The sequence below is a fragment of the Musicola paradisiaca NCPPB 2511 genome, assembly GCF_000400505.1.
GTDB lineage: Bacteria > Pseudomonadota > Gammaproteobacteria > Enterobacterales > Enterobacteriaceae > Musicola > Musicola paradisiaca.
In genome coordinates, this window is the sequence record NZ_CM001857.1 from 1339839 (window position 1) to 1364398 (window position 24560).

Annotated in this window: 20 protein-coding genes; 12 read left to right on the forward strand and 8 right to left on the reverse strand. The window is 56.2% G+C overall.

Translation table 11 applies throughout. The features are described 5' to 3' along the window. Position 1: 1 nt before the first annotated feature. The gene (locus DPA2511_RS06110) at positions 2-856 is read right to left on the reverse strand and encodes an ABC transporter permease (protein WP_012764809.1); all 855 of its coding nucleotides are present in this window, start codon (positions 854-856) and stop codon (positions 2-4) included. Next, positions 853-2346 (reverse strand): ABC transporter substrate-binding protein, encoded by a 1494-nt coding sequence (locus DPA2511_RS06115; protein WP_012764810.1) that lies wholly within the window; start codon positions 2344-2346, stop codon positions 853-855. The genes DPA2511_RS06110 and DPA2511_RS06115 overlap by 4 nt, the downstream gene beginning before the upstream one ends. Before the next feature lie 361 nt (positions 2347-2707). On the opposite strand from DPA2511_RS06115, the gene DPA2511_RS06120 reads away from it, so the two are divergent. Continuing rightward, positions 2708-3367, forward strand: a complete 660-nt coding sequence (locus tag DPA2511_RS06120; protein WP_012764811.1) for a GntR family transcriptional regulator — start codon at positions 2708-2710, stop codon at positions 3365-3367. 293 nt (positions 3368-3660) lie between these two features. After that, entirely contained in the window at positions 3661-3843 is a 183-nt protein-coding gene (locus tag DPA2511_RS06125; RefSeq protein WP_012764812.1) for a hypothetical protein, read from the forward strand. Between the two features lie 239 nt (positions 3844-4082). On the opposite strand, the gene DPA2511_RS06135 is transcribed toward DPA2511_RS06125, so the two are convergent. The 4 genes from DPA2511_RS06135 to metG form a co-directional block, all read right to left on the reverse strand. Next, positions 4083-5333, reverse strand: a complete 1251-nt coding sequence (locus DPA2511_RS06135; RefSeq protein ID WP_012764813.1) for an LVIVD repeat-containing protein — start codon at positions 5331-5333, stop codon at positions 4083-4085. 109 nt (positions 5334-5442) lie between these two features. Continuing rightward, the gene (locus DPA2511_RS06140; RefSeq protein WP_012764814.1) at positions 5443-6516 is read right to left on the reverse strand and encodes a sugar ABC transporter substrate-binding protein; all 1074 of its coding nucleotides are present in this window, start codon (positions 6514-6516) and stop codon (positions 5443-5445) included. Positions 6517-6829: 313 nt separating this feature from the next. Then, positions 6830-7261, reverse strand: a complete 432-nt coding sequence (locus DPA2511_RS06145) for a VirK family protein (protein WP_012764815.1) — start codon at positions 7259-7261, stop codon at positions 6830-6832. Positions 7262-7531: 270 nt separating this feature from the next. Beyond that, positions 7532-9562, reverse strand: a complete 2031-nt coding sequence (gene metG / locus DPA2511_RS06150; RefSeq protein ID WP_012764816.1) for a methionine--tRNA ligase — start codon at positions 9560-9562, stop codon at positions 7532-7534. Between the two features lie 213 nt (positions 9563-9775). Between metG and apbC the strand changes: the two genes are divergently transcribed. The 4 genes from apbC to asmA all read left to right on the forward strand — a co-directional run bounded on the left by apbC (position 9776) and on the right by asmA (position 14250). After that, the gene (gene apbC / locus DPA2511_RS06155) at positions 9776-10885 is read left to right on the forward strand and encodes an iron-sulfur cluster carrier protein ApbC (RefSeq protein ID WP_012764817.1); all 1110 of its coding nucleotides are present in this window, start codon (positions 9776-9778) and stop codon (positions 10883-10885) included. Positions 10886-11110: 225 nt separating this feature from the next. After that, complete coding sequence (gene udk, locus DPA2511_RS06160) at positions 11111-11752, forward strand: uridine kinase (RefSeq protein WP_012764818.1); 642 nt, start codon at positions 11111-11113, stop codon at positions 11750-11752. An 83-nt stretch (positions 11753-11835) separates the two neighbouring features. Further along, entirely contained in the window at positions 11836-12417 is a 582-nt protein-coding gene (dcd, locus tag DPA2511_RS06165) for a dCTP deaminase (RefSeq protein WP_023638191.1), read from the forward strand. Between the two features lie 33 nt (positions 12418-12450). Continuing rightward, positions 12451-14250 (forward strand): outer membrane assembly protein AsmA, encoded by a 1800-nt coding sequence (gene asmA / locus DPA2511_RS06170; protein ID WP_012764820.1) that lies wholly within the window; start codon positions 12451-12453, stop codon positions 14248-14250. Positions 14251-14390: 140 nt separating this feature from the next. On the opposite strand, the gene DPA2511_RS06175 is transcribed toward asmA, so the two are convergent. After that, positions 14391-15980 carry a TerC family protein gene (locus tag DPA2511_RS06175; protein ID WP_012764821.1) on the reverse strand — a complete coding sequence of 530 codons (1590 nt, stop codon included), beginning with the start codon at positions 15978-15980 and terminating at the stop codon, positions 14391-14393. A 209-nt stretch (positions 15981-16189) separates the two neighbouring features. Here DPA2511_RS06175 and DPA2511_RS06180 point away from each other — a divergent pair, with 209 nt between their 5' ends. The 5 genes from DPA2511_RS06180 (at position 16190) to DPA2511_RS21160 (ending at position 23002) form a co-directional block, all read left to right on the forward strand. Then, on the forward strand, positions 16190-17197 hold the full coding sequence (locus DPA2511_RS06180) for an NAD-dependent epimerase (RefSeq protein WP_012764822.1): 1008 nt from the start codon (positions 16190-16192) through the stop codon (positions 17195-17197). Between the two features lie 110 nt (positions 17198-17307). Continuing rightward, on the forward strand, positions 17308-18474 hold the full coding sequence (locus DPA2511_RS06185; RefSeq protein ID WP_023638192.1) for a nucleotide sugar dehydrogenase: 1167 nt from the start codon (positions 17308-17310) through the stop codon (positions 18472-18474). 80 nt (positions 18475-18554) lie between these two features. Then, the gene (locus DPA2511_RS06190; protein WP_012764824.1) at positions 18555-19451 is read left to right on the forward strand and encodes a sugar phosphate nucleotidyltransferase; all 897 of its coding nucleotides are present in this window, start codon (positions 18555-18557) and stop codon (positions 19449-19451) included. A 256-nt stretch (positions 19452-19707) separates the two neighbouring features. After that, the gene (gene gndA, locus DPA2511_RS06195; protein WP_012764825.1) at positions 19708-21114 is read left to right on the forward strand and encodes an NADP-dependent phosphogluconate dehydrogenase; all 1407 of its coding nucleotides are present in this window, start codon (positions 19708-19710) and stop codon (positions 21112-21114) included. Positions 21115-21886: 772 nt separating this feature from the next. Further along, complete coding sequence (locus tag DPA2511_RS21160) at positions 21887-23002, forward strand: diguanylate cyclase (RefSeq protein WP_012764826.1); 1116 nt, start codon at positions 21887-21889, stop codon at positions 23000-23002. On the opposite strand, the gene DPA2511_RS06205 is transcribed toward DPA2511_RS21160, so the two are convergent. Beyond that, entirely contained in the window at positions 22965-23879 is a 915-nt protein-coding gene (locus DPA2511_RS06205) for a GntR family transcriptional regulator (protein WP_026595130.1), read from the reverse strand. The genes DPA2511_RS21160 and DPA2511_RS06205 overlap by 38 nt on opposite strands. A gap of 218 nt (positions 23880-24097) precedes the next feature. Here DPA2511_RS06205 and DPA2511_RS06210 point away from each other — a divergent pair, with 218 nt between their 5' ends. Continuing rightward, positions 24098-24553, forward strand: coding sequence for a hypothetical protein (locus DPA2511_RS06210; protein WP_012764828.1), 456 nt, complete (start codon positions 24098-24100; stop codon positions 24551-24553). Positions 24554-24560: the final 7 nt, after the last annotated feature.

The following is a 24560-nucleotide window of genomic DNA, read 5'->3' on the forward strand; positions in this document are numbered from 1 at the left end:
ATTATTCGAGCCTCGTGTGGGTGCGGCGCAGCAGCGCGTCGCCCAGCAGGTTGCAGCCGACGACCAGCGCGGCGATAACTACGCCGGGCCACAGCACCAGCCATTGCGCCAGCAGCAGATAAGAGCGCCCTTCGCCGATAAGATTGCCGAGGGTGGGGGTCGGCGGCTGGACGCCCATGCCGAGAAAGCCGATCGACGCTTCCAGCACGATCAGCCGCGGAATATCCAACGTCAACAGCACCACCAGCGGCGTCGCCAGATTGGGCAGAATATGGCGCAACAGTATGCGCGGGGCGGAAAAACCCATGGCGCGAACCGCCTCAATGAATTCCAGCTCCCGAATTTCCAGCGTCTTGGCCCGTGCGACGCGGGCGTAAACCGCCCAACTGGTGACGCCCATGATGATGACGATGTTTTGCAGGTTGGTGCCGAACAGCGCCATCACCAGCAGGATCAGCAAAATAAAGGGCACGGCCAGTTGGATATCGATAAGACGCATGATCAGTGCGTCAAGCCCACCGCCGACATAACCGGCGAGCATACCAAGCAGGCTGCCGATCACCACGGCGATGGAGGCTGCCAGTATCACCACCGTCAGCGACAGGCGCGTGCCTGCCAGTATGCGGGACAGCAAATCGCGGCCCAGCTGATCGGTGCCCAGCCAGTGGTGGCCGGAAGCGGTGACGCTACCCGGCGGCAGGAAGATGTCCGTCAGATTGCCGGCTAGCGGGTCGGCCAGCGGCAGCAGCGGCGTCAGCAAGGCCGCCGCCAGCACCATGACGATCAGCAGGCCGCCGAGTATGCCGTCGCCGTGGAAACGGCGACGGTGGGCGGAACGGCGAGGCGCGGCGATCATGGCAGCGTCAGATCGAACAGTGGGATGCGGGCATCGGCCCGGCCGGTGAAATGCAACTTGTCGCTGCCGGCGTAGAGCGAATCTTCTCGGTAGAGCGGGATCAGCGGCTGTTGCTCGGCCACCCACTGCTGGATTTTATGCAGGATCTGCTCGCGCTTCTGGCTGTCGACGGTGGCGCGGCTGTCGTTCAGCAAGGTATCCAACTCCGGCGCATTGACGGTGGAGTAGGGTTCGCCCGAATGCAGCACCGGGTAGAGCGCGGCGTCCGCATCCAGCGTTTGGGTCGATCCCCAGGCCAGCATATACAGCTCCGCCTGCTTGCCGGAGGCCACCTGCTGGGTGTACACCGACCATTCCGGCACGTCCAACTGCGCGTTGATGCCCACGGCGGCCAGATCCTGCACGATGGCCTGCGCCACTTCGGCGCTGGCGATATAGCGGCGCGGCGCCTGGAATTTCAGGCTGAATCCATCTGGGTAGCCGGCTTCCCGTAACAGGGCTTTGGCTTTGGCGATGTCTTGCTTCGGCGCCGGAATATCCAGATAGCCGAAATCTTTCGGCCGCGGCAGGGTGCCGGTTGGGGTGCCGAAGTTATGCAGCAACTGACTGGTGTATGCCTGACGGTTCAGCGCCAGCGAGATGGCCTGACGCACCCGCACGTCATCCAGCGGTTTCTGGTTGTTTTTCAGCCCCAGATAGAGAGTCAATCCGCCGCCTTTCACCTGTTCCAACCGTATGCCGGGCTTGTTTTGCAACGTCGGCACCAGGTTGGCCGGCACACCGTCCACCAGCTGAACCTCGCCGGTCAATAAGGCAGTGATGCGGGCGGTGGCTTCAGGTATCGGGCGCCAGATGACCTGATCGATGGTGGGCTTGCCGCGCCAGTAGTTCGGGTTGGCCTGCATCACCACCCGTTCGTCGGGAATGAACTCTTTCAGAATATAGGCGCCGCTGCCGATCGGCTTGCGGGCGAATTCCGCCGCGCCGACCCGGCTGACGTAGGCGGGGGGAACGATGTACGTCGGGTAGCGACTCATGCGCGTGGGTAGCAGCGGATCCGGGCCCTGCGTGTGAATACGTACCTGATAATCGCCGGTGACTTCCACCGAGGCGATAGTACGGATATAGGAGATGGTCGGCGCCTTATTGGCCGGATCCAGAATCCGATCGATGGAGAATTTCACCGCCGCCGCGTTGACCGGTTCTCCGTTGGTGAACGTGACCCCTTGACGAAGATCGAACTGCCAGGTGGTGGTATCCAGCGCTTTCCAGGCGGTGGCGAGGCCGGGTTGCAGCTGCATATCGGCGTCGCGCAACACCAGCGTATCGAAAATGTTGTCGACGAGGGTGGCGGCTTCCTTGAGGAAGCCGGGATCCATGGCGGTGGCGGAAGCAGGTTGGCCAATCACCAGTTCGCTAGCCCGGCCGACGGGCGAAAGCAGACTGAACAGCACAACCAAAGAAGCAATAGTACGGACAGAATGTTTCATTACATCAATCCTTATACCTGTGTCCGGCAACGGACATGACTGGAAAATACAGGCTGTGTTCCTCAATGGCGTGACGGCCGAGGATGTCGTCGCCGCGGCGTGTTCACCAACCGCTCAGACACGAATGGTGTCTCAGCCGTGTTTGATGGCGAACCTGCCGCGCCGGGTTCATTGAGGAACACAGCCTGATAACAGCAAACGTGGTATCCGGCTTTTCCGGGCTGAGCTCACACTATGGACAGCGTCAGCCGGTGTATATATTGAGCTTAAAGATACATGATATATCCTATATACTTCATATATGACAGGCCAATCAGTAAACCGCAATTGCAAATTTGGTTTTTTGCTATAGGAAAAAAGCATGCTGGAGTTAGAAAAAGCGCAACGTGTGAGCCTGACCATGCAGGTCGAGGGAAAACTGAAGAGCGCGTTGATTGTGGGGGCGTTGAAACCGGGCGCCAGACTGGTCACGAAAGAGATTGCCGAACAGTTGGGCACCAGTATCACGCCGGTTCGCGAGGCGTTGCTGCGGCTGGCGTCGTCCGGCGCGCTGGATGCCGCTCCCGCCCAGGCGTTCATGGTGCCGGAGATTTCGCTGGCCTGTTATCAGGAGATCACGCTGATTCGCAAGAATCTGGAGGGGATGGCCGTTGCGGCGGCGTCGCAGCGGATGACGGAGGAGGAGCGGGCGGTGCTGGCTGGGCTCTGCGGCGCGTTTCGCGACGCCAAGCTGGCAGGTAACGTTGAATTGGCGTTGCAGGCTAATCGGACATTTCGTTTCCGGCTGTATGACGATGCGCGGATGCCGACGTTAACCTCGTTGATCGAACAGCTTTGGGTGCGCATCGGTCCCTGTTTTAACTATCTCTACCCGCAGTCCACCGAAACGGCGCAGGGGCACCACAATTACGATGAATTGCTGGAGGCGCTGGCGGCAGGCGATAGCGAACGCAGCGTCGGGGCGATCCACAAGGCGATTGATGACGGTGCGGAGATGTTGATGCGTCAGTATTTCGCCTGAGGCGAAACGGGCGGAACACGGACGACGGGCGATGCCGAGAACGGGCTCACGCTGGCGCGGCGCCGTTGTCCTGAACGCGGACAGCGCATAAGTAACCGGGCAAGTCGGAATCGCTATGTGCCCGTCTCCCGCCAACTCGCCAACCCGATAACCGGCGGCAAACCTACTCCCACCGGCCCTTAGCCTATTTCCGGATATCTACTGCAGAAAGCCCTATTTCCTTTTGGGCGCATTCTTCGATTAACTCAACCTCTGAAGAGTATTCCGGTTTGAACCAACAGGTGGAGGTGAACATGATGCTTGCTGTCGCAAAACGTTTCAGCGGGATTGGAAAACGCGCTATCCCGAAAGAAACACTGAATGCTGAACGCGACAAGCGTGAGGCTTATCACTGGCTCGCCGCGTTGCTGTCGATTTCCAGCCTGTACGGCAATGACATGGGTAATATCGATCCGCGCTGGTTCCACAACCGCTAACGGTCAGCGGGTGCGATTGGCATAGCATTAACGAAGACGACAGGGCTTCACGGCGTGTGAACCGTGAAGCCCTGTCGTTTTTATTGGTATGTGGTATCGCGATTGTGGTATTGCGATTGTGGTATCGCGACGTTAGCCGGCGTATTTTTCTGACTAACGTTGCCGGTATCATGTCGCGGTGTATGCCGACATCCGTGGACAGCCCGCTGCGGCAGTGATTCCTCCTGAATGCACGCGGACTATCCGCGGTACTCGATAATCGACAGACCCGCGTTGTAGTCGGTGCTGTAGATAATCCCTTGCGCATCCACAAACACATCGCATGACTGAATAACCCGAGGGCGTCCCGGGCGTTGGTCGACCATGCGTTCCGGCGCGGCGGGCACCAGCGCGCCGGTTTCTTTGGGACGATATGGGTTGCTGATGTCGTAGGCGCGTACCCCGGCATTCTGATAGGTAGCGAAGATCAGCGAGGAGCTGATGAAACTGCCCGGTCGATTTTCATGCAAATTGTGCGGGCCGAAGTGCGCGCCTTTTTTGACGTAATCCGTTTCATGCGGCTGCGGGAAGGTGGCGATGCTCACCGGGTTAGCCGGTGAGCGGATGTCGAAGACCCAAATCAGTTTCTCGCCATCTTCCTGATTATCCAGCACCGCCTCATCCAGTACGATCAGCAAATCGCGATCCGGCAATGGCAGCGCGGTATGCGTACCGCCGCCAAACGGCGGGCTCCAGTTGCGGTGGCTGATGAGCGTCGGTTGGGTGCGATCGCTGACATCCAGCAGTGTCAGGCCGCCGTCGCGCCAACTGCCGTAAGCGGTATCGCCGCTGACGATCGCATGGTGCAGTGCGTAGCGTTTGCCCTCCGGCCAGCCGGGTTGCTCGCCGCCCGCAGTGTACATCCCCGGCAGCCAATAGCGGCCGGCGACCTCCGGCCTGCGTGGGTCGGCCAGATCGATGGTCAGGAAAATATAGTCGCTGTAACCGTCGAGCAGCGCAGAGACATAAGCCCAGCGGCCGCCCACATACCAGATGCGATGGATGCCGATGCCGTCGAGCGGCAGAAAGCTGATTTCCTGCGGACGGTGCGGTGTGGAGATATCAAAAATCCGCAGCCCGGCGCTCCAGGTTTTGTCCTGCTGCCGGGTGCTGACCGTATCCGCCACGGAACGGGTGTAGTAGACCTTTTCTTCCGCGAAGCGGGCATCGGCGAACAGGTCGCGCGCGTTGACCACCAGCAACAGATCGTCGTGGGTTTGCAGATGGATGTTCCAGGTGCCGGGCGGCGCGGCGATGAAGCCGGCCGGTTTGGGGTTTTTCGGATCGCGCACGTCGACGATGGACACCCCTTGCGACACCATGTGCCCAATGTAGGCATATCCCCGATGAACCATAACCTGAACGCCATCAGGACGGCCGCCCTGATCGCTGTAACCAATCAACCGCATGTTGCGGCTGTACTCTGGCGTGGGTAAAGGCGCTGATGCCATAACAAGCCTCCGTGATTGTTGATACGGGTCTATCGGTACGTAATGGCGTTGGGGAGGCGCCTTGGCGGCAGCCTCCCCACGTTGGTTTCCTGGTGATTGCAGCAGCGTGTTATTTCGCTTTAGCCGCCAGTGTAGCAAACCACGGGGCGACAAAATCATTGGTTTGACCCCAGCCGGGGATGATTTTCGCCAGACCGGCCACGTTCACCGGGCCCGGTTGGCTTAGCAGCAGCGCCTGTGGGATGGCGGCCGCACGGAATTCGTAGCTGGCCGGCGTTGTTTCCCCGGCAATTTTGTTGGCGACCAGACGCAGGTTGACTTTGCCGATCAGTTTCGGATCTACCGCTACGCTGACTTTCCACGGGCTGCCGGCTTCACGCATCAATTGCAGATCCTGATTGGAGATGTCGATGCTGTAGAGTTTGATTTCGGTGCGGCCGTTCTCTTTCAACGCCTTGTAAGCGCCTTGGCTGAACGCATCCCAGGCTCCCCAAATCGCATCGATCTTGCCTTTCGGGTATTTCGCCAGGATCGCGCCGACCTTGTTAGCGGTGTCGCCCTGTACATCGGAGGATACCGCGCCGATGGATTCCAGCTCTTTGATGCCCGGGTTGTCCTTCAGGATCCTCTGGTAAGCCACCTGACGCCGCTCCATTGGTGGGAAGCCGGCGACCCACAATTTAACGATGTTGGCTTGGCCGTTGAAGTCTTTCACCAGTTGCCCGAGTGATTCGTTGGCCAACGAGGCATCGTCCTGCTGGGTGACGGTGACGCCTGCAATGGTGCGGTCGACCGCAGTGTCGAATACAGACACCTTGATGCCGCTGTCGACGATGCGTTGTACCAGCTCGGTCGAATAGGGCGCGCGGCCTTGCGACAAAATAATGCCGTCGTATTTCTGACTGATGGCCTGATTGACGAAGTCCTGAAATTTGGCGTCATCGCCGTTGCTGAGGAAGGTACTGATCTTGAAGCCCAACGCTTTACCCTCTTCCAACACCCCAGAGATGAACTGCGTGGTGTTATCGTCGGAACCCAGATTACGGATGACGGCGATACGTACCGGCCCCTGATGGCCGGCGATGACGGCCGGCACCGGCGCTGCGGTAGCCGGTGTTTCGGCAGCCCATGTACTTAACGACGACAGGCTTAGGGCCAGCAGTGCGATGGGGAATTTCTTCATGATCAATCCTCGGTGTTGTGAAATCAGGTTTGCCAGCGTCTCCCCGTCATACTTCAGGTTGCAGGACAACACGCCAGCCGGTTGTCCTACAACGCGAATTATTCAGGGTATATGGATATCTTTATGTCTGGATGTCTATTTGAATAATGAGGAATCATAGCGGGTAACTGCGCAGCGTGGAAAGGGGGCGAATTATGCCTTTTGGGCTTAGCTTATAACTTTTCGTTCAATGTGATAGATGGACTGGCGGCCTGCGGGAGACGAGACGAAATAAACGCGCCCGACCTGGTCGGCTGGGCGCGCTGGGTAAGACTTACTGCACGAAAAAGCCGATATCCTGACCGAGTTTGCACTGGTAACTCAGGGTGTTGCCGCGCTGTTGCAGGCTGGGCAGGTTAAACATAAAGGTCGTGAAGCGGATGGTATTGTCCGGCAGCAGCTGATACCGCATGAATTGCTGAATCGGCGTGCCATCGTTGGCAACGGTGAAATGTTCATCGCTGAAGGACAGCGTACCGTTATCAATCAGACGATAGGCGCTGATATGTAGTCCGCCGCGGGTTTTGCTGGCTGGGGTACCCTCTTGTGGTGTACAGGCGGACAAATCGATAGTGACATTCACACTGCGTCCTTGAGTCAGGGCAGTGATCACGGCATCGGTGCTTTTCAATGCGTTGGACGCCATAACTGGCGCGGTGACGGCAAGCAGTGCTGCACCCAGCAGCAAAGGGGTCATACGGGACATTCGATATTCCTCCATGATCGATGATAGGTGTCGGATCATCACGCACAACGTGAAGGTGCAGGCCAACAGCGCACGCAGCTAAGTGCGTGGCGTGACAATCACGACGAGGTACTTTCTATCACGGCGGCGGTGGAAGTGCTATGCCGTTTATCCGAATACCGACATGGTCGGAGGTGTCAACCGGGGGAGGCGGGGCAGCGCAGCGCTATCGGTAGGTAGCATGTGGGGCGGAGAAAAACGGGCCGGACAGTACCGGCCCGATATAGGGACTTATTTCACCTGCATGCCAGGCTGGGCGCCGCTGTCGGGGCTCAGCAGGAAAATGTCTTTCCCGCCGGGGCCAGCCGCCATCACCATGCCTTCGGATACGCCGAAACGCATTTTGCGCGGCGCCAGATTGGCGACCATGATGGTCAGACGGCCGACCAGCGCCGCCGGATCCGGGTAGGCGGAACGGATGCCGGAGAACACCTGGCGGGTTTCGCCGCCTAAATCCAGCGTCAGACGCAGCAGCTTGTCGGAGCCCTCCACCCGATCGGCTTTCTCGATACGCGCCACGCGCATATCCACTTTGTCGAAATCGGCGAAGTCGATGGTGCCCTGAATCGGCGCGTCCGCCAGCGGCCCGCTGACCGGCTTGGCCGCCGCCGCGGCTTCTTCTTTCGACGCATCGACCATATTCTGCACCTGGGCGCCGTCGATACGATTAAACAACGCCTTGAATGCGTTGACGGTATGGCCGTTGAGCGGCTGCGCCAGCGTGTCCCAGCGCAGTTCCGCGTTCAGGAAGGCTTCGGCGCGTGCGGCCAGTGCGGGCAGCACCGGTTTCAGGTAGGTCATCAGTACGCGGAACAGGTGGATGCCCATGGAGCAAATGGATTGCAGCTCGGCATCGCGGCCTTCTTCTTTCGCCACCACCCACGGCGCCTGTTCGTCCACATACCGGTTGGCCAAATCGGCCAGCGCCATGATTTCACGAACCGCCTTGCCGGATTCACGGCTGTCATAGGCATCGGCGATGGTTTGCGCTGCCTCGATAAACGTCTGGTACAGCGCCGGGTCGGCGATGTGATCCGCCAGCTTGCCGGCAAAACGCTTGTTAATGAAGCCGGCGTTGCGGGAGGCCAGATTGACCACCTTGTTGACGATGTCTGCGTTGACGCGCTGGATGAAGTCTTCCAGATTGAGGTCGATGTCGTCGATACGGGACGACAACTTGGCGGCGTAGTAGTAACGCAGGCAGTCGGCATCCAGGTGTTTCAGGTAGGTTTCCGCCTTGATAAAGGTGCCGCGGGATTTGGACATCTTGGCGCCGTTGACCGTGACGTAACCGTGCACGAACAGGTTGGTCGGCTTGCGGAAACCGCTGCCTTCCAGCATGGCCGGCCAGAACAGGCTGTGGAAGTAGACGATGTCTTTGCCGATGAAGTGGTAAAGATCGGCGGTGGAGTCCTTGCTCCAGAACTCGTCGAAATGGATGTCGCCGCGTTTGTCGCACAGGTTTTTGAACGACCCCATGTAACCGATCGGCGCATCCAGCCAAACGTAGAAGTATTTGCCCGGCGCATCCGGCACTTCAAAGCCGAAGTAGGGCGCATCGCGGGAGATGTCCCACTGTTGCAGACCGGCGTCGAACCACTCTTGCATCTTGTTGGCGACCTGCTCTTGCAATGCACCGGAGCGAGTCCAGCTTTGCAGCATGTCGCTGAAGGCCGGCAGGTCGAAGAAGAAGTGTTCGGAGTCGCGCATCACCGGTGTAGCACCGGAAACGGCGGATTTCGGGTCGATAAGCTCGGTGGGGCTGTAGGTAGCGCCGCACACCTCGCAGTTGTCGCCGTACTGATCCGGCGCTTTGCATTTCGGGCAGGTGCCTTTTACAAAACGATCCGGCAGGAACATGCTTTTTTCCGGGTCGAACAACTGGGAAATGGTGCGGCTTTTGATAAAGCCGTTTTCTTTCAGACGACGGTAAATCAGCCCGGACAGCTCGCGGTTTTCTTCGCTGTGCGTGGAGTGATAGTTGTCGAAACTGATATCGAAACCGGTAAAGTCCCGCTGATGTTCCTGACTCACCTGTTCAATCATCTGCTCCGGCGCCAGACCCATCTGCTGAGCTTTCAGCATGATCGGCGTGCCGTGTGCGTCGTCCGCACAGATGAAGTGAACCTGGTTGCCGCGCATTCGCTGGTAACGAACCCAGATATCCGCCTGAATGTGTTCGAGCATGTGGCCAAGGTGAATCGGACCGTTAGCGTAAGGCAGCGCGCACGTTACCAAAATTTTTCTTGCGACTTGAGTCATAGTGGGGAACTTGCATGTTGTTGGGTGAATAAGAAGGAGTGCTGATGTTACCCCATCGCGCCTTGGGGCGTAAACCTTGGTGCTCCCCCTGGTCAATAAAAGCATGTTTGTCGGTGCGGGCACGGTTTTTGCTCTCAGGTACACCGGTTGTGTGGCGTTCTGTTATGCTATGGCGGCATTGACGACATTATTATTCAACTTCAAGGAGCCGGGATGAACGAGAAACTCCCTGCGCAAAACCCCGATGCATTGCGCGCCATTGTGAATGGCGTCCTGTCTACATTTAAGCACCCGACGCTGAAAAACAATCTGACCGCTCTTAACGCGCTGCACCATTGCGCGTTGCTGGACGGCGTTCTGCATATTGAATTGACCATGCCGTTTGTCTGGCTGGGCGGGCTGACGGTGTTGAAAGACACCGTGAGTGAAGAATTGCTGCGCCTGACCGGCGCGCGTGAAGTCGAGTGGCGTCTGACCCACAATATCGCCACGCTGCGGCGCGCCAATGACCAGCCCGGCGTGAAGGGCGTTAAAAACATTATCGCCGTCAGCTCCGGCAAGGGCGGCGTCGGTAAATCCAGTACGGCGGTGAATCTGGCGCTGGCGCTGGCCGCGGAAGGCGCCAGCGTGGGGATTCTGGATGCCGATATCTACGGGCCGTCCATTCCCACCATGCTGGGCGCGGCCAGCGAGCGGCCCACCTCGCCGGACGGGCAGCATATGGCGCCGATCGTGGCGCATGGTCTGGCGACCAACTCGATCGGCTATCTGGTGACTGACGATAACGCCATGGTGTGGCGCGGGCCGATGGCCAGCAAAGCGTTGCTGCAGTTATTGCAAGATACGTTGTGGCCCGAATTGGATTACCTGGTGCTGGATATGCCGCCGGGCACCGGCGACATTCAACTGACGCTGGCGCAAAACGTGCCGGTCACGGGCGCGGTAGTCGTCACTACGCCGCAGGACATCGCGCTGGTGGATGCGATGAAGGGCATCGTCATGTTTGAAAAGGTCAAGGTGCCGGTGCTGGGCATTGTGGAGAACATGAGCGTGCATATCTGCAGCAACTGTGGTCATCTGGAGCCGATTTTCGGTACCGGCGGCGCGCAGAAGCTGGCGGAAAAATACCATTGCGCCTTGCTGGGGCAACTGCCGTTGCATATCTCGCTGCGTGAGGATCTCGACCGCGGCGAGCCGACGGTCGTCAGTAAGCCGGAGAGTGAGTTTACCTCGCTATATCGCGAACTGGCGGGGCAGGTGGCCGCTCAGCTTTACTGGCAGGGCGAAGTCATTCCCACTGAAATTGCTTTCCGGGCGGTTTGACGCCGACGCTCAGACGACGCCGGCAACCGCCGGCGTTATTTATTTCAGTACCTCTGCCGGTCAGAACGGCGTTTTGACGTTTTCCCAGACTTTACCTCCGTGATTCCGCGTAATGCTGGCGCGTTGTGTGGTAACTCCCTATAATTGCCGCGTTCAGCCCCTCGGTGTTGAAGCCCGGGCGCTTCCCTCCTTAATTCTTTATTTGTTAATCAGGTCGTTATCGTCATGACTGATAAGTCTCGCCAGTGTGTCATTATCGGGATTGCCGGCGCTTCCGCGTCCGGAAAAAGCCTTATTGCCAGTACCCTCTATCGCGAGCTGCGTGATCAGGTGGGCGACGAGCATATCGGCGTTATTCCGGAAGACAGTTATTACAAAGATCAATCCCATCTGACCATGAGCGAACGGGTCAAAACCAACTACGACCACCCTAATGCCATGGATCACAGCCTGCTGCTGCAACATTTGCAGCGTCTTAAGGCCGGCGAACCTATCGCGCTGCCGCAGTACAGTTACGTTGAACACACGCGCCTGACGGAGACGGTGCATCTGGCGCCGAAGAAAGTGATTATTCTGGAAGGCATTCTGCTGCTGACCGACGCCCGTTTGCGTGAAGAGCTGAATTTCTCGATCTTTGTCGATACGCCGCTGGATATTTGTCTGATGCGCCGTATGCGCCGCGATGTGAATGAACGTGGCCGCTCAATGGATTCCGTTATGGAGCAGTATCAGAAAACCGTGCGGCCGATGTTTTTGCAGTTCATCGAACCGTCAAAGCAGTATGCGGATATTATCGTGCCGCGCGGGGGCAAGAACCGTATCGCGATTGATATTCTGAAGGCGAAAATCAGCCAATTCTTTGAATAATCTGTTGTGCGGGTGCGCCGGCATGGCATTTACCCGCCTGCTGTGGCAGTTTTATCACCTGCCGAAATCGAAGGGAAAAGATGATGAGACTGTGTGACCGTGACATAGAAAAGTGGCTGGATGAAGGTCTCCTGGCGATAACCCCCCGTCCACCCGCGGAGCGGATTAACGGTGCGACCGTGGATGTGCGTTTGGGCAACCAGTTTCGGGTATTTCGTGGGCATACCGCGCCGTTCATCGATCTGAGCGGCCCGAAAGACGAAGTCAGCGCCGCGCTTGACCGTGTTATGAGCGATGAAATCAATCTGCCGGAAGGCGAGGCCTTTTTTTTGCATCCGGGCGAACTGGCGCTGGCGGTGACGCTGGAGTCGGTGACGTTGCCGGATAATCTGGTCGGCTGGTTGGATGGGCGTTCTTCGCTGGCGCGGTTGGGGTTGATGGTGCACGTCACCGCGCATCGTATCGATCCGGGCTGGCAGGGGTGCATCGTGCTGGAGTTCTATAATTCAGGCAAACTGCCGCTGGCGCTGCGTCCGGGCATGATGATCGGCGCGTTGAGTTTCGAACCTTTGTCCGGCCCGGCGGCTCGCCCTTATAACCGCCGCGAGGACGCCAAATATCGCGATCAGCAGGGCGCGGTAGCCAGCCGGATAGATAAAGACTAGTCGGCGTCGGTTCGCGTCGATGATGAGGATGGCATGAGAAGATTATTTACCGCCCTGATTATTTTGCTGGTGGTGCTGGCGGCGGGGATGTCCGCCCTGGTGTTGCTGATAAACCCGAATGATTTTCGGGATTATATGGTGCGTCAGGTGGAAGCGAGAACCGGATACCGGCTGACGCTATCGGGCGAGCTGCGTTGGCACGTTTGGCCGCAACTGAGCATCCTGTCCGGCGGCATGTCGCTGAGTGCGCCGGGCGCCGCCGTTCCGGTCGTCAGCGCGGAGAATATGCGGCTGGATGTGAAGCTGTGGCCGCTGTTGTCGCACCAGCTGGAAATCAGGCAGGTCATGCTCAAAGACGCCGTGGTGCGGTTGACGACGGAGAGCGAAGCCCGGAAGGCCGCATCGGTGCCGATCGCGCCGGCAGGTTCGCCCGAACCGGAAACCGACAGCCGCTGGCATTTTGATCTTGGCCGCGTTGAGATTGTCGACAGCTTGCTGGTGTTTCAGCGCGGCGATTCGCCCCCCATCAATGTGCGGGATATCAATCTGACGATGGAGAGCGTCGGGCAGCGTCAGGTGCAAGCGGCATTTTCCAGCCGCATTAATCGCGATCAGCGGGAACTCTCTTTCGCGATGAAAGCACGGCTTGATATGCAGGCCTACCCGCAGCAAGTGGCGATGAATATCGCGTCGTTGGATTATCAGTTGCAGGGGGCTGGCGTCCCTCCGGAAGGGATCCGCGGTCAGGGTTCGATGCAGGTGAATTACCAGCGTCAGCCGGAAAGCGTGACGATCGGGTCGTTTTCTCTGACGGCCAACAACAGTGCATTAGTGGGCTCTGCCAGCGCGGTGTTGGGGGCGGTTCCCGATTATCAGTTGACGTTGAAATCGGAGCGACTCGATGTCGATACGCTGCTGGGGTTGACCCAGAAAGCGGATGGGGATGCCGGCAAGGCCGACAAGACGACGGCGGCGCCGGTCATTTCCCGTGAGCAGACCACCGAACCTGATCAGGCGTTGCGGGATTTCCGCGCTCGGGTGGCGGTGGCGGCGGACAAACTGATCTATCGCGGCGTCACTGTCGATCAGTTCAATCTGCAAGGCGACAATCAGCGCGGCAAGCTTGACGTGAGTGATTTTAGTGGCCGGTTGGGCGACGGGCGCTTCTCGTTGCCGACAACGCTGGAGATAGGAAGGGTGCCGGCTATCATCGTCTCGCCACTGTTGCAGAATATTGAGGTGTCGCAGGTGCTGCATATCCTGGGGCTGCCGGATAGCCTGAGCGGTCGTCTCAGTCTGCAAGGGAGTTTAAGCGGTGATGCGTTGTCGCTGGCGGCATTGATTTCTCAATGGCGGGGTAAAGGGTCGGTACAGATTGAGCAGTTGAGATTGCCGGTGCTGAATATCCAACAACTGATTCAGCAGGCTGTTGCGCGTAATAATGTCGGGGTGCAGGGACAGGACAGCTATTCCCGTTTCACCGAAATCCGGCATATCGGTGCGCAGGCGGTATTAAACCGTGGTCAATTGCAGTTGCAGGATGTGTCCGGCGAGTCCGACATTTTAGCGTTGACGGGGTCTGGTCAATTTGATTTGCCGGCTCAGCAGTGCGATATCAATCTGGATGTCAAGGTGATGAAGGGATGGGCCGGCGATGAGCAAATGGTGCAAATGCTACAGGATACGGCGATCCCTTTCCGCTTATACGGCGATATCAACAATCTGAATTACCAGCTCCAGGTGGATCAACTGGTACGCAAGCGTTTACAGGATGAGTTGAAAAAACGTCTGGGCGAGTGGTCCGAGCGGATTCAACAGCCTTCCAAAGGCTAGGCCGCATTCCGTCTACTGGCGTGTGAGTGCCCGGTCTGGCTTTGCGGCCGGGCGTGGCGCTCATCGGCGCTCGCAGCCGGTAATGCTGCGGGCGCTTTGTCGCCTCTACCGACGCCTTCGGAACGCTGCCGACGCGCGTTTCAGACTTCGTAGTCGGGTAGTGACTCGTTACGGGGAACGATCAGCACCTTGACGATACGATGGCTTTCCACCGTCAGCACCCTGAACAGGGTGCCTTCGATGTGTATCTCGTCACCCTCCTGAGGGATCTTCTGCGCATATTCCATCAGCAAACCCGCCAGCGTGTGGTATTCGCGCTTTTCATCCAGGTTCAGCGGCACGTACATCTGCAAGTCCTCGACCGGCAGGTAGCCGTTAGCCGTCAGTGAGCCGTCATCGTTTTCCTGTATATCGTGGCGGGCATCCAGCCCTTCGCCTTCCAGCGGCAGATTGCCGGCAATGGTTTCCATCACGTCGCTCAGGGTGACGATGCCTTCCACCGAGCCAAATTCATCGGCGACGAAAGCGAAGTGGGTATGCGCTTCGCGAAACTGTTCCAACGCGGCCAGCAACGACAATTGTTCGGGAAACACCAGGGGCTGGCGGATCAGCGCGCGCAGATCCAGCGCCTGCTGCTGTAGTTGTTGGCGCAACAGGTCGATGACGTGCACGATGCCCAACGGTTCGTTGGATTGATTGCCGTCCACGATGACCAGACGGGTATGCTGGTTTTTTTCCATCAGCATCGGAAAATGTTCTGGAAGCGTATGAATATCAATGTGTTCGATGTCATGACGGATGGTCATGATGCTACTGACGGAGCGCTGCGACATGCCAAGCACGCGCTCGATCATGCGCTGTTCCTGCTGATTGAAAACCTGCTGGTTTACGGTGCCGCTGTTTTCGGCCGTTTTGTCGGATGCCGGTTTGTCCAGTTCCTGGGCTTCAGGTTCGCCGCGCAGCAGTCGCAGTACGGCTTCAGCCGTGCGCTGACGCAATGGCATGGCTGAAGACAGAAAACGGCGACGGTTGAATTGGGCGACCTGGTTAAGCATCTCGATCATCACCGAGAAGCCAATCGCGGCATACAGGTAGCCTTTCGGTATCGGGTAGCCAAACGCATCCGCCACCAGACTGAAGCCGATCATCAGCAGGAAACTCAGACACAGAATAACGATGGTGGGATGCGCGTTGACGAAGCGCGTCAACGGTTTGCTGGCCAGCAACATCAGGCTGATGGCGATTGTGACGGCGGCCATCATCACCAGCAGGTGTTCGGTCATACCTACGGCGGTGATGACCGAATCGAGCGAAAAAATAGCGTCCAGCACCACAATTTGCGCGACGACTGGCCAGAAGCGTGCGCCTTTGCGGTTGGTCTGTTGGTGTTGATCTTTGCCTTCAAGCCGTTCGTTAAGTTCGGTTGTGGCTTTGAACAGTAAAAATAGCCCTCCCGTCAACATGATGAGATCGCGGGCGCTGAAAGCGTTGTGGTATACGCTGAAAATCGGCTGCGTCAACGATGCCAGCCAGGCAATGGATGAGAGCAGGACGAAACGCATCAGCAACGCCAGCAACAGGCCGACGACGCGGGCGCGGTCACGCGATTTTTCCGGGAGCTTCTCTGCAAGAATGGCGATAAAAACCAGATTATCGATGCCCAACACCAGTTCCAGCACTACGAGGGTTGCCAGACCAGCCCAGATTGTTGGATCGGCGATCCATTCCATATGGCAGTTTTACCTTTTGTATACCCTAATATCCGCATAGCGTATCAGGTGATACGGATATCAACCAAGCGTGTTGCGAGACGGTCTCGCTGCCTAACCCATGATGTACCGTCGTCTGCGTGATGCGGTGTTTTCGCCTGTTGTGGATTCTGAATTGAGGCGACGGATGCTATTATCTGCGCCATTCGTTTGACTGTAAGAGTTTTCGCATGAAATTTCTTGTTACCGGAGCAGCCGGTTTTATCGGCTTTCACTTGTGTCAGTCATTGTCCGATGCGGGCCATGACGTGGTGGGGATTGATAGCCTCAATAGTTACTATGATGTTTCGCTCAAGGACGCGCGGCTGGCGATCCTGCGAGAATTGCCCGGGTTCCGCTTCGAACGTATGGATATTGCGGATAGCCCGGCGGTGGCGGCGCTATTTGCGGCGGAGCGGTTTGATCGCGTCGTGCATCTGGCGGCTCAGGCCGGGGTGCGTTATTCGCTGGAAAACCCGATGGTGTACGCCGAGAGTAATGTCATCGGGCATCTGAACATTCTGGAAGGATGTCGCCACAGCGGCGTCGGCCATCTGGTTTATGCCTCCTCCAGTTCGGTATACGGTTTGAATAGCAAAACGCCGTTCTCCACCGGCGATAGCGTCGATCACCCGATTTCATTGTATGCCGCCACCAAGAAATCCAATGAATTGATGGCGCACGCATATTCTCATCTGTATGGCATTCCCACGACCGGGTTACGTTTCTTCACGGTTTATGGGCCGTGGGGGCGCCCGGATATGGCGCTGTTCAAATTTACCCGCGCTATCCTGGCTGGCGAAAGTATCGATATCTACAATCACGGCGACATGTGGCGTGATTTCACCTACGTCACCGATATTGTCGATGGGGTTATCAGCGTCGCGGATTTGATCCCGCAGCGCGATCCCTCCTGGACGGTGGAGCAGGGAACCCCCGCCACCAGTTCTGCACCATACCGCATTTATAATATCGGCAATGGCCAACCAGTGAAGCTGATGGACTTTGTGACCGCGTTGGAGCGGGAATTGGGTATCGAAGCCATCAAGAATTTCATGCCGATGCAAGCTGGCGATGTTTACCAGACTTACGCAGATACCGACGATCTGTTCGCTGTAACCGGCTATCGCCCGAGAGTTGGCGTGGAGCAGGGGGTTCGAGCGTTTGTCGAATGGTATCGCGAGTATTATCACGCCTGATAACATGCAGGCTGAAGAGAGCGGCAGCATCAGGGAAGGTGCGTTTTTCCTCTCGCTGTTGCTCGTGTGATGCGTACCTTGAGTACCACATAGGATGATGTAACCCGATGATGAAAATTGCGATTGCAGGTACCGGCTATGTTGGTTTGTCCAACGCTATCCTGCTGGCTCAACATAATGAAGTGGTGGCGGTGGATATTGTCGCCGAGAAAGTAGAGATGCTTAACCAGGGTATCTCTCCGATCGTGGACAAGGAAATTGAAGCTTATCTTCGTAAGCCAGAACTGAATTTTCGAGCCACGACTGATGCGGAATCGGCTTACCAGGGTGCTGATTTCGTTATTATCGCCACACCCACCGATTACGATCCGAAGAGTAACTATTTCAATACCGGTTCGGTGGAATCGGTGATTCGTACCGTGCTGGCGGTCAATCCGGATGCGGTGATGGTGATTAAATCCACCATCCCGGTGGGGTATGTCCAGCAGATTCGTGAGTTGTTCGGCATTGATAATATTATCTTTTCGCCGGAGTTTCTGCGGGAAGGCCGTGCACTGTACGACAACCTCTACCCTTCCCGTATTGTGGTGGGCGAGCGTTCGGCGCGGGCGGAAAAATTCGCCGGGCTGTTGGTTCAAGGGGCGATCAAAACGGATATTCCTGTGTTGTTCACCGACCCAACGGAAGCGGAAGCCATCAAACTGTTTGCCAACACTTATCTGGCAATGCGCGTCGCGTATTTCAACGAACTGGACACTTATGCGCAGACGCTGGGACTGGACAGTAAACAGATCATTGAAGGCGTCGGGTTGGATCCGCGCATCGGTCAGCATTACAACAACCCATCGTTTGGTTATGGCGGTTACTGTTTGCCGAAAGACACTAAGCAACTGTTGGCGAACTATGAGTCTGTGCCGAATAACCTGATTCGGGCGATTGTCGATGCCAATACTACGCGCAAGGATTTTATTGCGGATTCGGTGATTCGGCGCAACCCTAAAGTGGTCGGCATCTACCGTCTGGTGATGAAGAGCGGTTCAGATAACTTCCGCGCCTCTGCTATCCAGGGGGTTATGAAACGCATCAAGGCGAAAGGGATTGATGTGGTGATCTATGAACCGTCGCTGAAAGAAGATGAATTCTTCCGTTCGCGCGTTATTCGCGATCTGGAAACGTTCAAACAGATGTCCGATGTGATTCTTTCCAACCGCATGGCGACAGAATTATCTGATGTTGCAGAAAAAGTTTATACCCGCGATCTCTTTGGTTCTGATTAGGTGTAAGGTACGGTACTTATCGGGTGGGGGTCTTGCCCATCACTGCAACAGCTAGCTGCATGCTTTTGAGAGACTATTAAATGACAACATTAAAAGCGATTATCCCCGTTGCTGGTTTGGGGATGAATTTATTGCCGGTCACTAAAGCAATTCCGAAAGAAATGCTGCCGTTAGTGGATCGACCGGTTATTGAAAAGATCGTCAACGAGTGCGCCAACGCCGGTATCAAAGAAATCGTGTTGGTGACTCATGCCTCCAAAAATGCCATCGAAAACCATTTTGATACCTCCTTTGAGCTGGAATCCCTGCTGGAAGAGCGTGCTAAACGCCAATTGCTGGCGGAAGTGAAATCGATTTGTCCTCCTGGCGTCACCATTATGAACGTTCGCCAGGGGCAAACGTTGGGGTTGGGGCATGCGGTTTCTTGTGCGCGGCCGATCGTTGGCGATGCTCCGTTTGTGGTGGTGTTGCCGGACGTCGTGATGGATGAGTATTCCGCTGATCAGTCAAAAGATAATCTGGCCCAGCTGATTTCACGTTTTGAAGAGACTGGTCACAGCCAGGTGTTGGTCAAACACCGGCCATATGAAGTGCTGCCGGAGTATTCCATCATTGAATGTCAGTCTCCTCTAACACAGGAAGGTGACGCATCCGCGATTGTTTCCATGATTGAAAAACCAGAACTGGCCCCGGTTGAAGGGTCTGATCTGTCTGCGGTAGGGCGTTATGTGCTGACGGCGCAAGCCTGGCCGATTCTGGAAAAAATCCTGCCGGGAGCATGGGGGCGTATTCAACTTACCGATGCTATCGCCGAGCTGATCAAAACTCAGCAGGTGGATGCGGTGCAAATGGCCGGGCGCAGTTTCAACTGCGGCAGAAAGATGGGCTATGTTCAGGCGTTTGTTTCGTATGGCCTGCGTAATGCCGAACTGGGTGAAGATTTTAAAGCCAATATCAAACAGTTGTTGGCAAAATAAGCGCTCGCCTTCGTTCTGAGCGAGTGCGACTGGCGCGTCAATCCGTTTTGAAGCGAGGCTCCCGGGAGTCCTCGCTTTTTTTATGGCCTCTGCCCGACAAATCGCCTGGGGGATGTATTCCACAAGGCGGCCCCGGCGTCACGGTACCAATCACTACCCTCCCGGCGAGAGCTAGGGTACCATGTCACCCTGATTTTTATTGTCTGCGGCGAAAACGGATCGCAGATAGATTACCCTTCAGACAGGAGTTGCTTGAATGTCCAAACAGCAAATTGGCGTTGTTGGTATGGCGGTGATGGGGCGCAATCTGGCCCTGAATATTGAAAGCCGCGGTTATACCGTTTCTGTTTTCAACCGTTCCACCGACAAGACGGATGAAGTTATTGCAGAGAATCCGGGCAAGAAGCTGGTTCCTTGCTATACCGTTGAGGAATTTGTTGAATCTCTGGAAAAACCGCGCCGCATCCTGCTGATGGTCAAAGCAGGTGAAGCGACCGATAAAACTATCGAGTCGTTGAAACCGTATCTGGAAAAAGGCGACATCCTGATTGACGGCGGCAACACCTTCTACAAGGATACCATTCGCCGTAATCGCGAGCTGTCTGCGGAAGGCTTCAATTTTATCGGTACTGGCGTTTCCGGTGGTGAAGAGGGTGCGCTGAAAGGCCCTTCCATCATGCCGGGCGGGCAGAAAGAAGCGTATGAACTGGTTGCTCCGATTCTGGAAAAAATTGCCGCGCGCGCCGATGGCGAACCCTGTGTCACCTACATTGGCGCCGACGGTGCCGGCCATTATGTAAAAATGGTACACAACGGTATTGAATACGGTGATATGCAGTTGATCGCAGAGGCCTATTCTTTGCTGAAACAGGCGTTGGGTCTCAGCAATGTGCAATTGGCCGATACTTTTTCTGAATGGAATAAAGGCGAACTTAGTAGCTATTTGATTGAAATTACAGCAGATATCTTTACTAAGAAAGACGAAGACGGTAAGTACCTGGTCGATGTAATTCTGGATGAAGCCGCCAACAAGGGGACGGGTAAATGGACTAGCCAGAGTTCGCTGGATCTGGGCGAACCGCTGTCGCTGATCACTGAATCGGTATTTGCGCGTTATCTGTCGTCGCTGAAATCGCAGCGTGTCGCCGCCTCCAGCGTACTGAGTGGCCCGGCGGCGCAAGCTTTTGCGGGCGATAAGGCCGAGTTTGTTGAGAAAGTCCGCCGTGCGTTGTATCTGGGCAAAATTGTGTCTTATGCCCAGGGGTTCTCACAGTTAAAAGCGGCTTCCGATGAAAACAATTGGGATCTGAACTACGGCGAAATCGCTAAGATTTTCCGGGCGGGCTGCATCATTCGCGCTCAGTTCCTGCAAAAAATCACCGATGCTTACAATGAGAACGCGGCTATCGCCAACCTGCTGCTGGCGCCGTATTTTCGCCGAATTGCCGATGAGTATCAGCAGGCGTTGCGCGACGTGGTCGCCTATGCCGTTCAACAGGGGATCCCTACCCCTACCTTCTCGGCAGCCATCGCCTATTACGACAGCTACCGCTCCGCCGTGTTGCCTGCCAACCTGATTCAGGCGCAGCGTGACTACTTCGGGGCGCACACATACAAACGTATCGACAAGGAAGGCGTATTCCATACCGAATGGCTGGAATAAACCGCCTGTTGCATTTCTGATTGCCCTATCGCAAAGCCGGCTAGTTGTTGCTATCCGGCTTTTTTACGGCCGAAATGTAAGGATAGTGATCGTTTTTTGGAAATAGCGAGTAATCAATACAACTTACTGTAAATAATAAGCTTTTTAAGAATAATGGTCTTGTTGCCGCCCGGTGGGATTCTTATGATCCAGCCAAACAGTAGTCAAATGAGGTTCATAATGAAACAAGTAGTCAGGGTGGCGGGTTTACTGGCGTTGATAGCTTCTCTCAGCGGATGTCTTTTCCCGCCAATCTGGGGGCCGGGTGGCGGCCCTGGTGGAGGTGGCGGCGGTCATGGCGGGCCGGGTGGATTCCACTATCAACATTTTGATGGCGGCCATCATTGATGTTTTGCCACCGCCCGCAATTTATGCGGGCGGAATACCGCGTTTATACCCCTCATACCTCACGTTGCATACCTGGTCTATCCCTGGGGCTCGCTCTTTCTGGGCTGCCGCACGCTGTGTTCACATCGGCTACCGGCAGATTTGTTTACCCTCATCACTGACTGGTGCGAGTTTGTCGGCTCACGCGTCGCCTTCCTGCAATGCTCCCCTACATACGCGATAAATAACCTGCTTTTTAACGAGGCGAGCCATTACCGGCGACATTTCTGCATGTCGATGCATTTTTTTGTCATAAAAATATCCCTTTTCATCGCTTTATATTGTCGGAATTTCGGCAATAATAACCGGCCATTTTTGACCATAAGGTCGCTACAAGGAGTATGGAATGACGTTGTCATCCTCCATTACTTACGCAGAGTCTGAACGTCGCCGAACGGGGTTGGCATTTGCCCGGCGTGTGTATATGCCTCGGGCGATTGGACTGGGTCTGGGATTCTTTTATGTAGCAGCTGCGCTGTATGGCAGACAGTTGCCCGTCTGGGCTTGGGGTCTGTTGGTCGCCCATGGTTTCCTCTGGCCTCACATCGCTTACCTGGTGTCATCCCGCGCCAGAGATCCGATGCGCAGGGAGTATGGCAACCTGCTGATAGATGCTGCGTTTGGCGGGATCTGGATTGGTGTCATGGGGTTGAATGGTCTGCCTTCGGTACTGATTATGTCGATGATGGGGATGAATAATATCGCGGCGGGCGGTCTGAAACTTTTCTTGCAAGGATTGGGGGTTCAGGTGCTTTGCGTTGCTGTGTTCTTGTTGCTGATACAGAGCCCCATCAACACCGCCACCACGACGATACAACTCTATTTTTGCCTACCCATGTTGTTTATTTATCCTATTTCCGTCGGGTTAGTCACTTATCGCACAGCGATGAAATTAGCCGAACACAAACGGCGGCTAAAAGAGATGAGCATCCATGATGGCATGACCCGTCTTTACAATCGCCAGCATTGGGAACAACTACTGCAGAACGAGTTCGACATCTGTGCCCGTTATCAGCGCGTGGCAACGCTGGCATTGCTGGATGTCGATCACTTCAAAACCATCAATGATAATTTCGGCCACCATGTCGGGGACGATGCGCTGCTTTTGCTGAGCAACGGTCTGAAATCGACATTGCGGCAAGCGGATATCATCGGGCGCTTCGGCGGTGATGAGTTCGGCATTGTGTTTCCGGAAACCCGGGTGGATGAGGCGAGGTTGGTGGTCGAGCGCCTGCGGGAGTACCTGGAAAGTGTGCAGTTGCACCATACGCCCTTGTTGCGTATTGGCATCAGTGCCGGTTTGGTGCAGTTTAGCTCGGAGATGTCCGATCACCGGGCCTGGATGAGAGCGGCGGATATGGCGCTTTATCAGGCTAAAAATCGCGGCCGGGGGTGCTCGGTTTGCGTCGACAGTCTGTCTGCCGCTACGGTGTCGGATGAGCGACAAACAGTTCCGCAATGACTTTTTGTCGTCGCGCTTTTTCCAGATGAACCCGCATAAAGTCGGCCGCGCTCAGCCTGTCGCCGCACTCCAGATAGTGAATGATTTGCAGATGTTCCTGCGCATGGTGTTTGCGCTGCGGGCGGAATTTTTCCTGCCGGTACTCCACCAACCCGACGAGTTTTCGCAGCCGCGTCAGGTGTCTGACGGTTTGCAACAGAAAGCGATTGCCTGAACATTGCGCCAACAGTTCGTGGAAACCCGCGTTGGTTTCGAACATTTCGAGCGGCGTCATCGTCAGATACCCTTCTTCGGCCAGATATTCCTGCTGTTGGCGGCAGGCGGCCAGCTGCTGTGGTTCAATGTGAAATGAGGCGGTTAACAGCGCCGCCGGTTCGATGATCGTCCGCAGGGCGAAGCTTTCTTCATACGCCGCCACCGAGTCGATAACCGGCAGCGAGCGCCATCCTTGCCCGGCCAGGTGTTCCAGCCATCCTTCCTGCTGACAACGCAGTAAGGCTTTGTGCAGCGTCGGCCGCTTCACCTCCAATTGCAGCAGCAGTTCCGTTTCTGAAAACTGTTCCGGCAACTGACGGGTGACGCGCCACTCGACCAGTTGCAGATAGAGCGGGTCTTCTGCCTGATCCAGCAACTCGGTCAGCAAATCTCTCAATGCTTCCGCGTGCTGCGCCAGAAAAAAACCACGATTGCGATCGTAGATAACCACGCCTTTTTCCATCAGGTATTGCATAACCTGCTTGACCGGGGTGCGGGATGTTCCCAGCGCTTGCGCCAGTACGGATTCGGCCAGGTGGTGCCCCACCGCCAGTTTTTCCCGACGGATATGGGTGATGAGCGCACGCACAATGCGTGCCTGTAGCGGAGTAAGAGTCATCATCGTGTCTGCCAGCATCAGGGATACGTCATTATACCTGCGTAACCGGGTATGACCGATTTATCTATCGATATAAAACAATGCCCATGTATGTGGTGTGGCGATAATTTATCTGTTTTTCATTGGGTTAATTTTTATTCATGATTTTCTCATTGCTTGTCATTGTTCTTTTTTAATATAAAGTGCAATAAAGAGAATTCGATAAACCGTTGGGAAATGTCATGTGTCGTACTGCACCGTCAGAGGCCTTTGGTCTGGTGACGGGTTATCCTGTTGATTTTATTTTTATTCCAGGTATGGGGCGCCTCCCGGTCACTTTCGTTGGCGGCCAGCCGCCTTTGGCGCTGATTGCGCAATCTTCGCTGGCGTCTGGCGCCGCCGGAAGCGATCGATTGATGGCCTATGAAACCGTGCGTATTTTTGCGGCGGCGGCGGTGGCACCGTACCTGGGGGAAGCCGCCGGACAGCTGCGGCTGGTGGTGATGACTGGCGAACAACAGGGCGCGGGGCGCACGGCGTTTGGCGTGGTATTTCGCGGATGCTGGCTAACTACGCTTTCGGACGCGGTGCTGTCCGCCATCCGGAGCGCGGCGATCCAACCTGATACGGTGGCTTACGACCGTGCTCCGGGCGGTTCGCTGACCGCCGCCGACTATCTGTTCCTGCCGGAAATGTAGCCAGGCG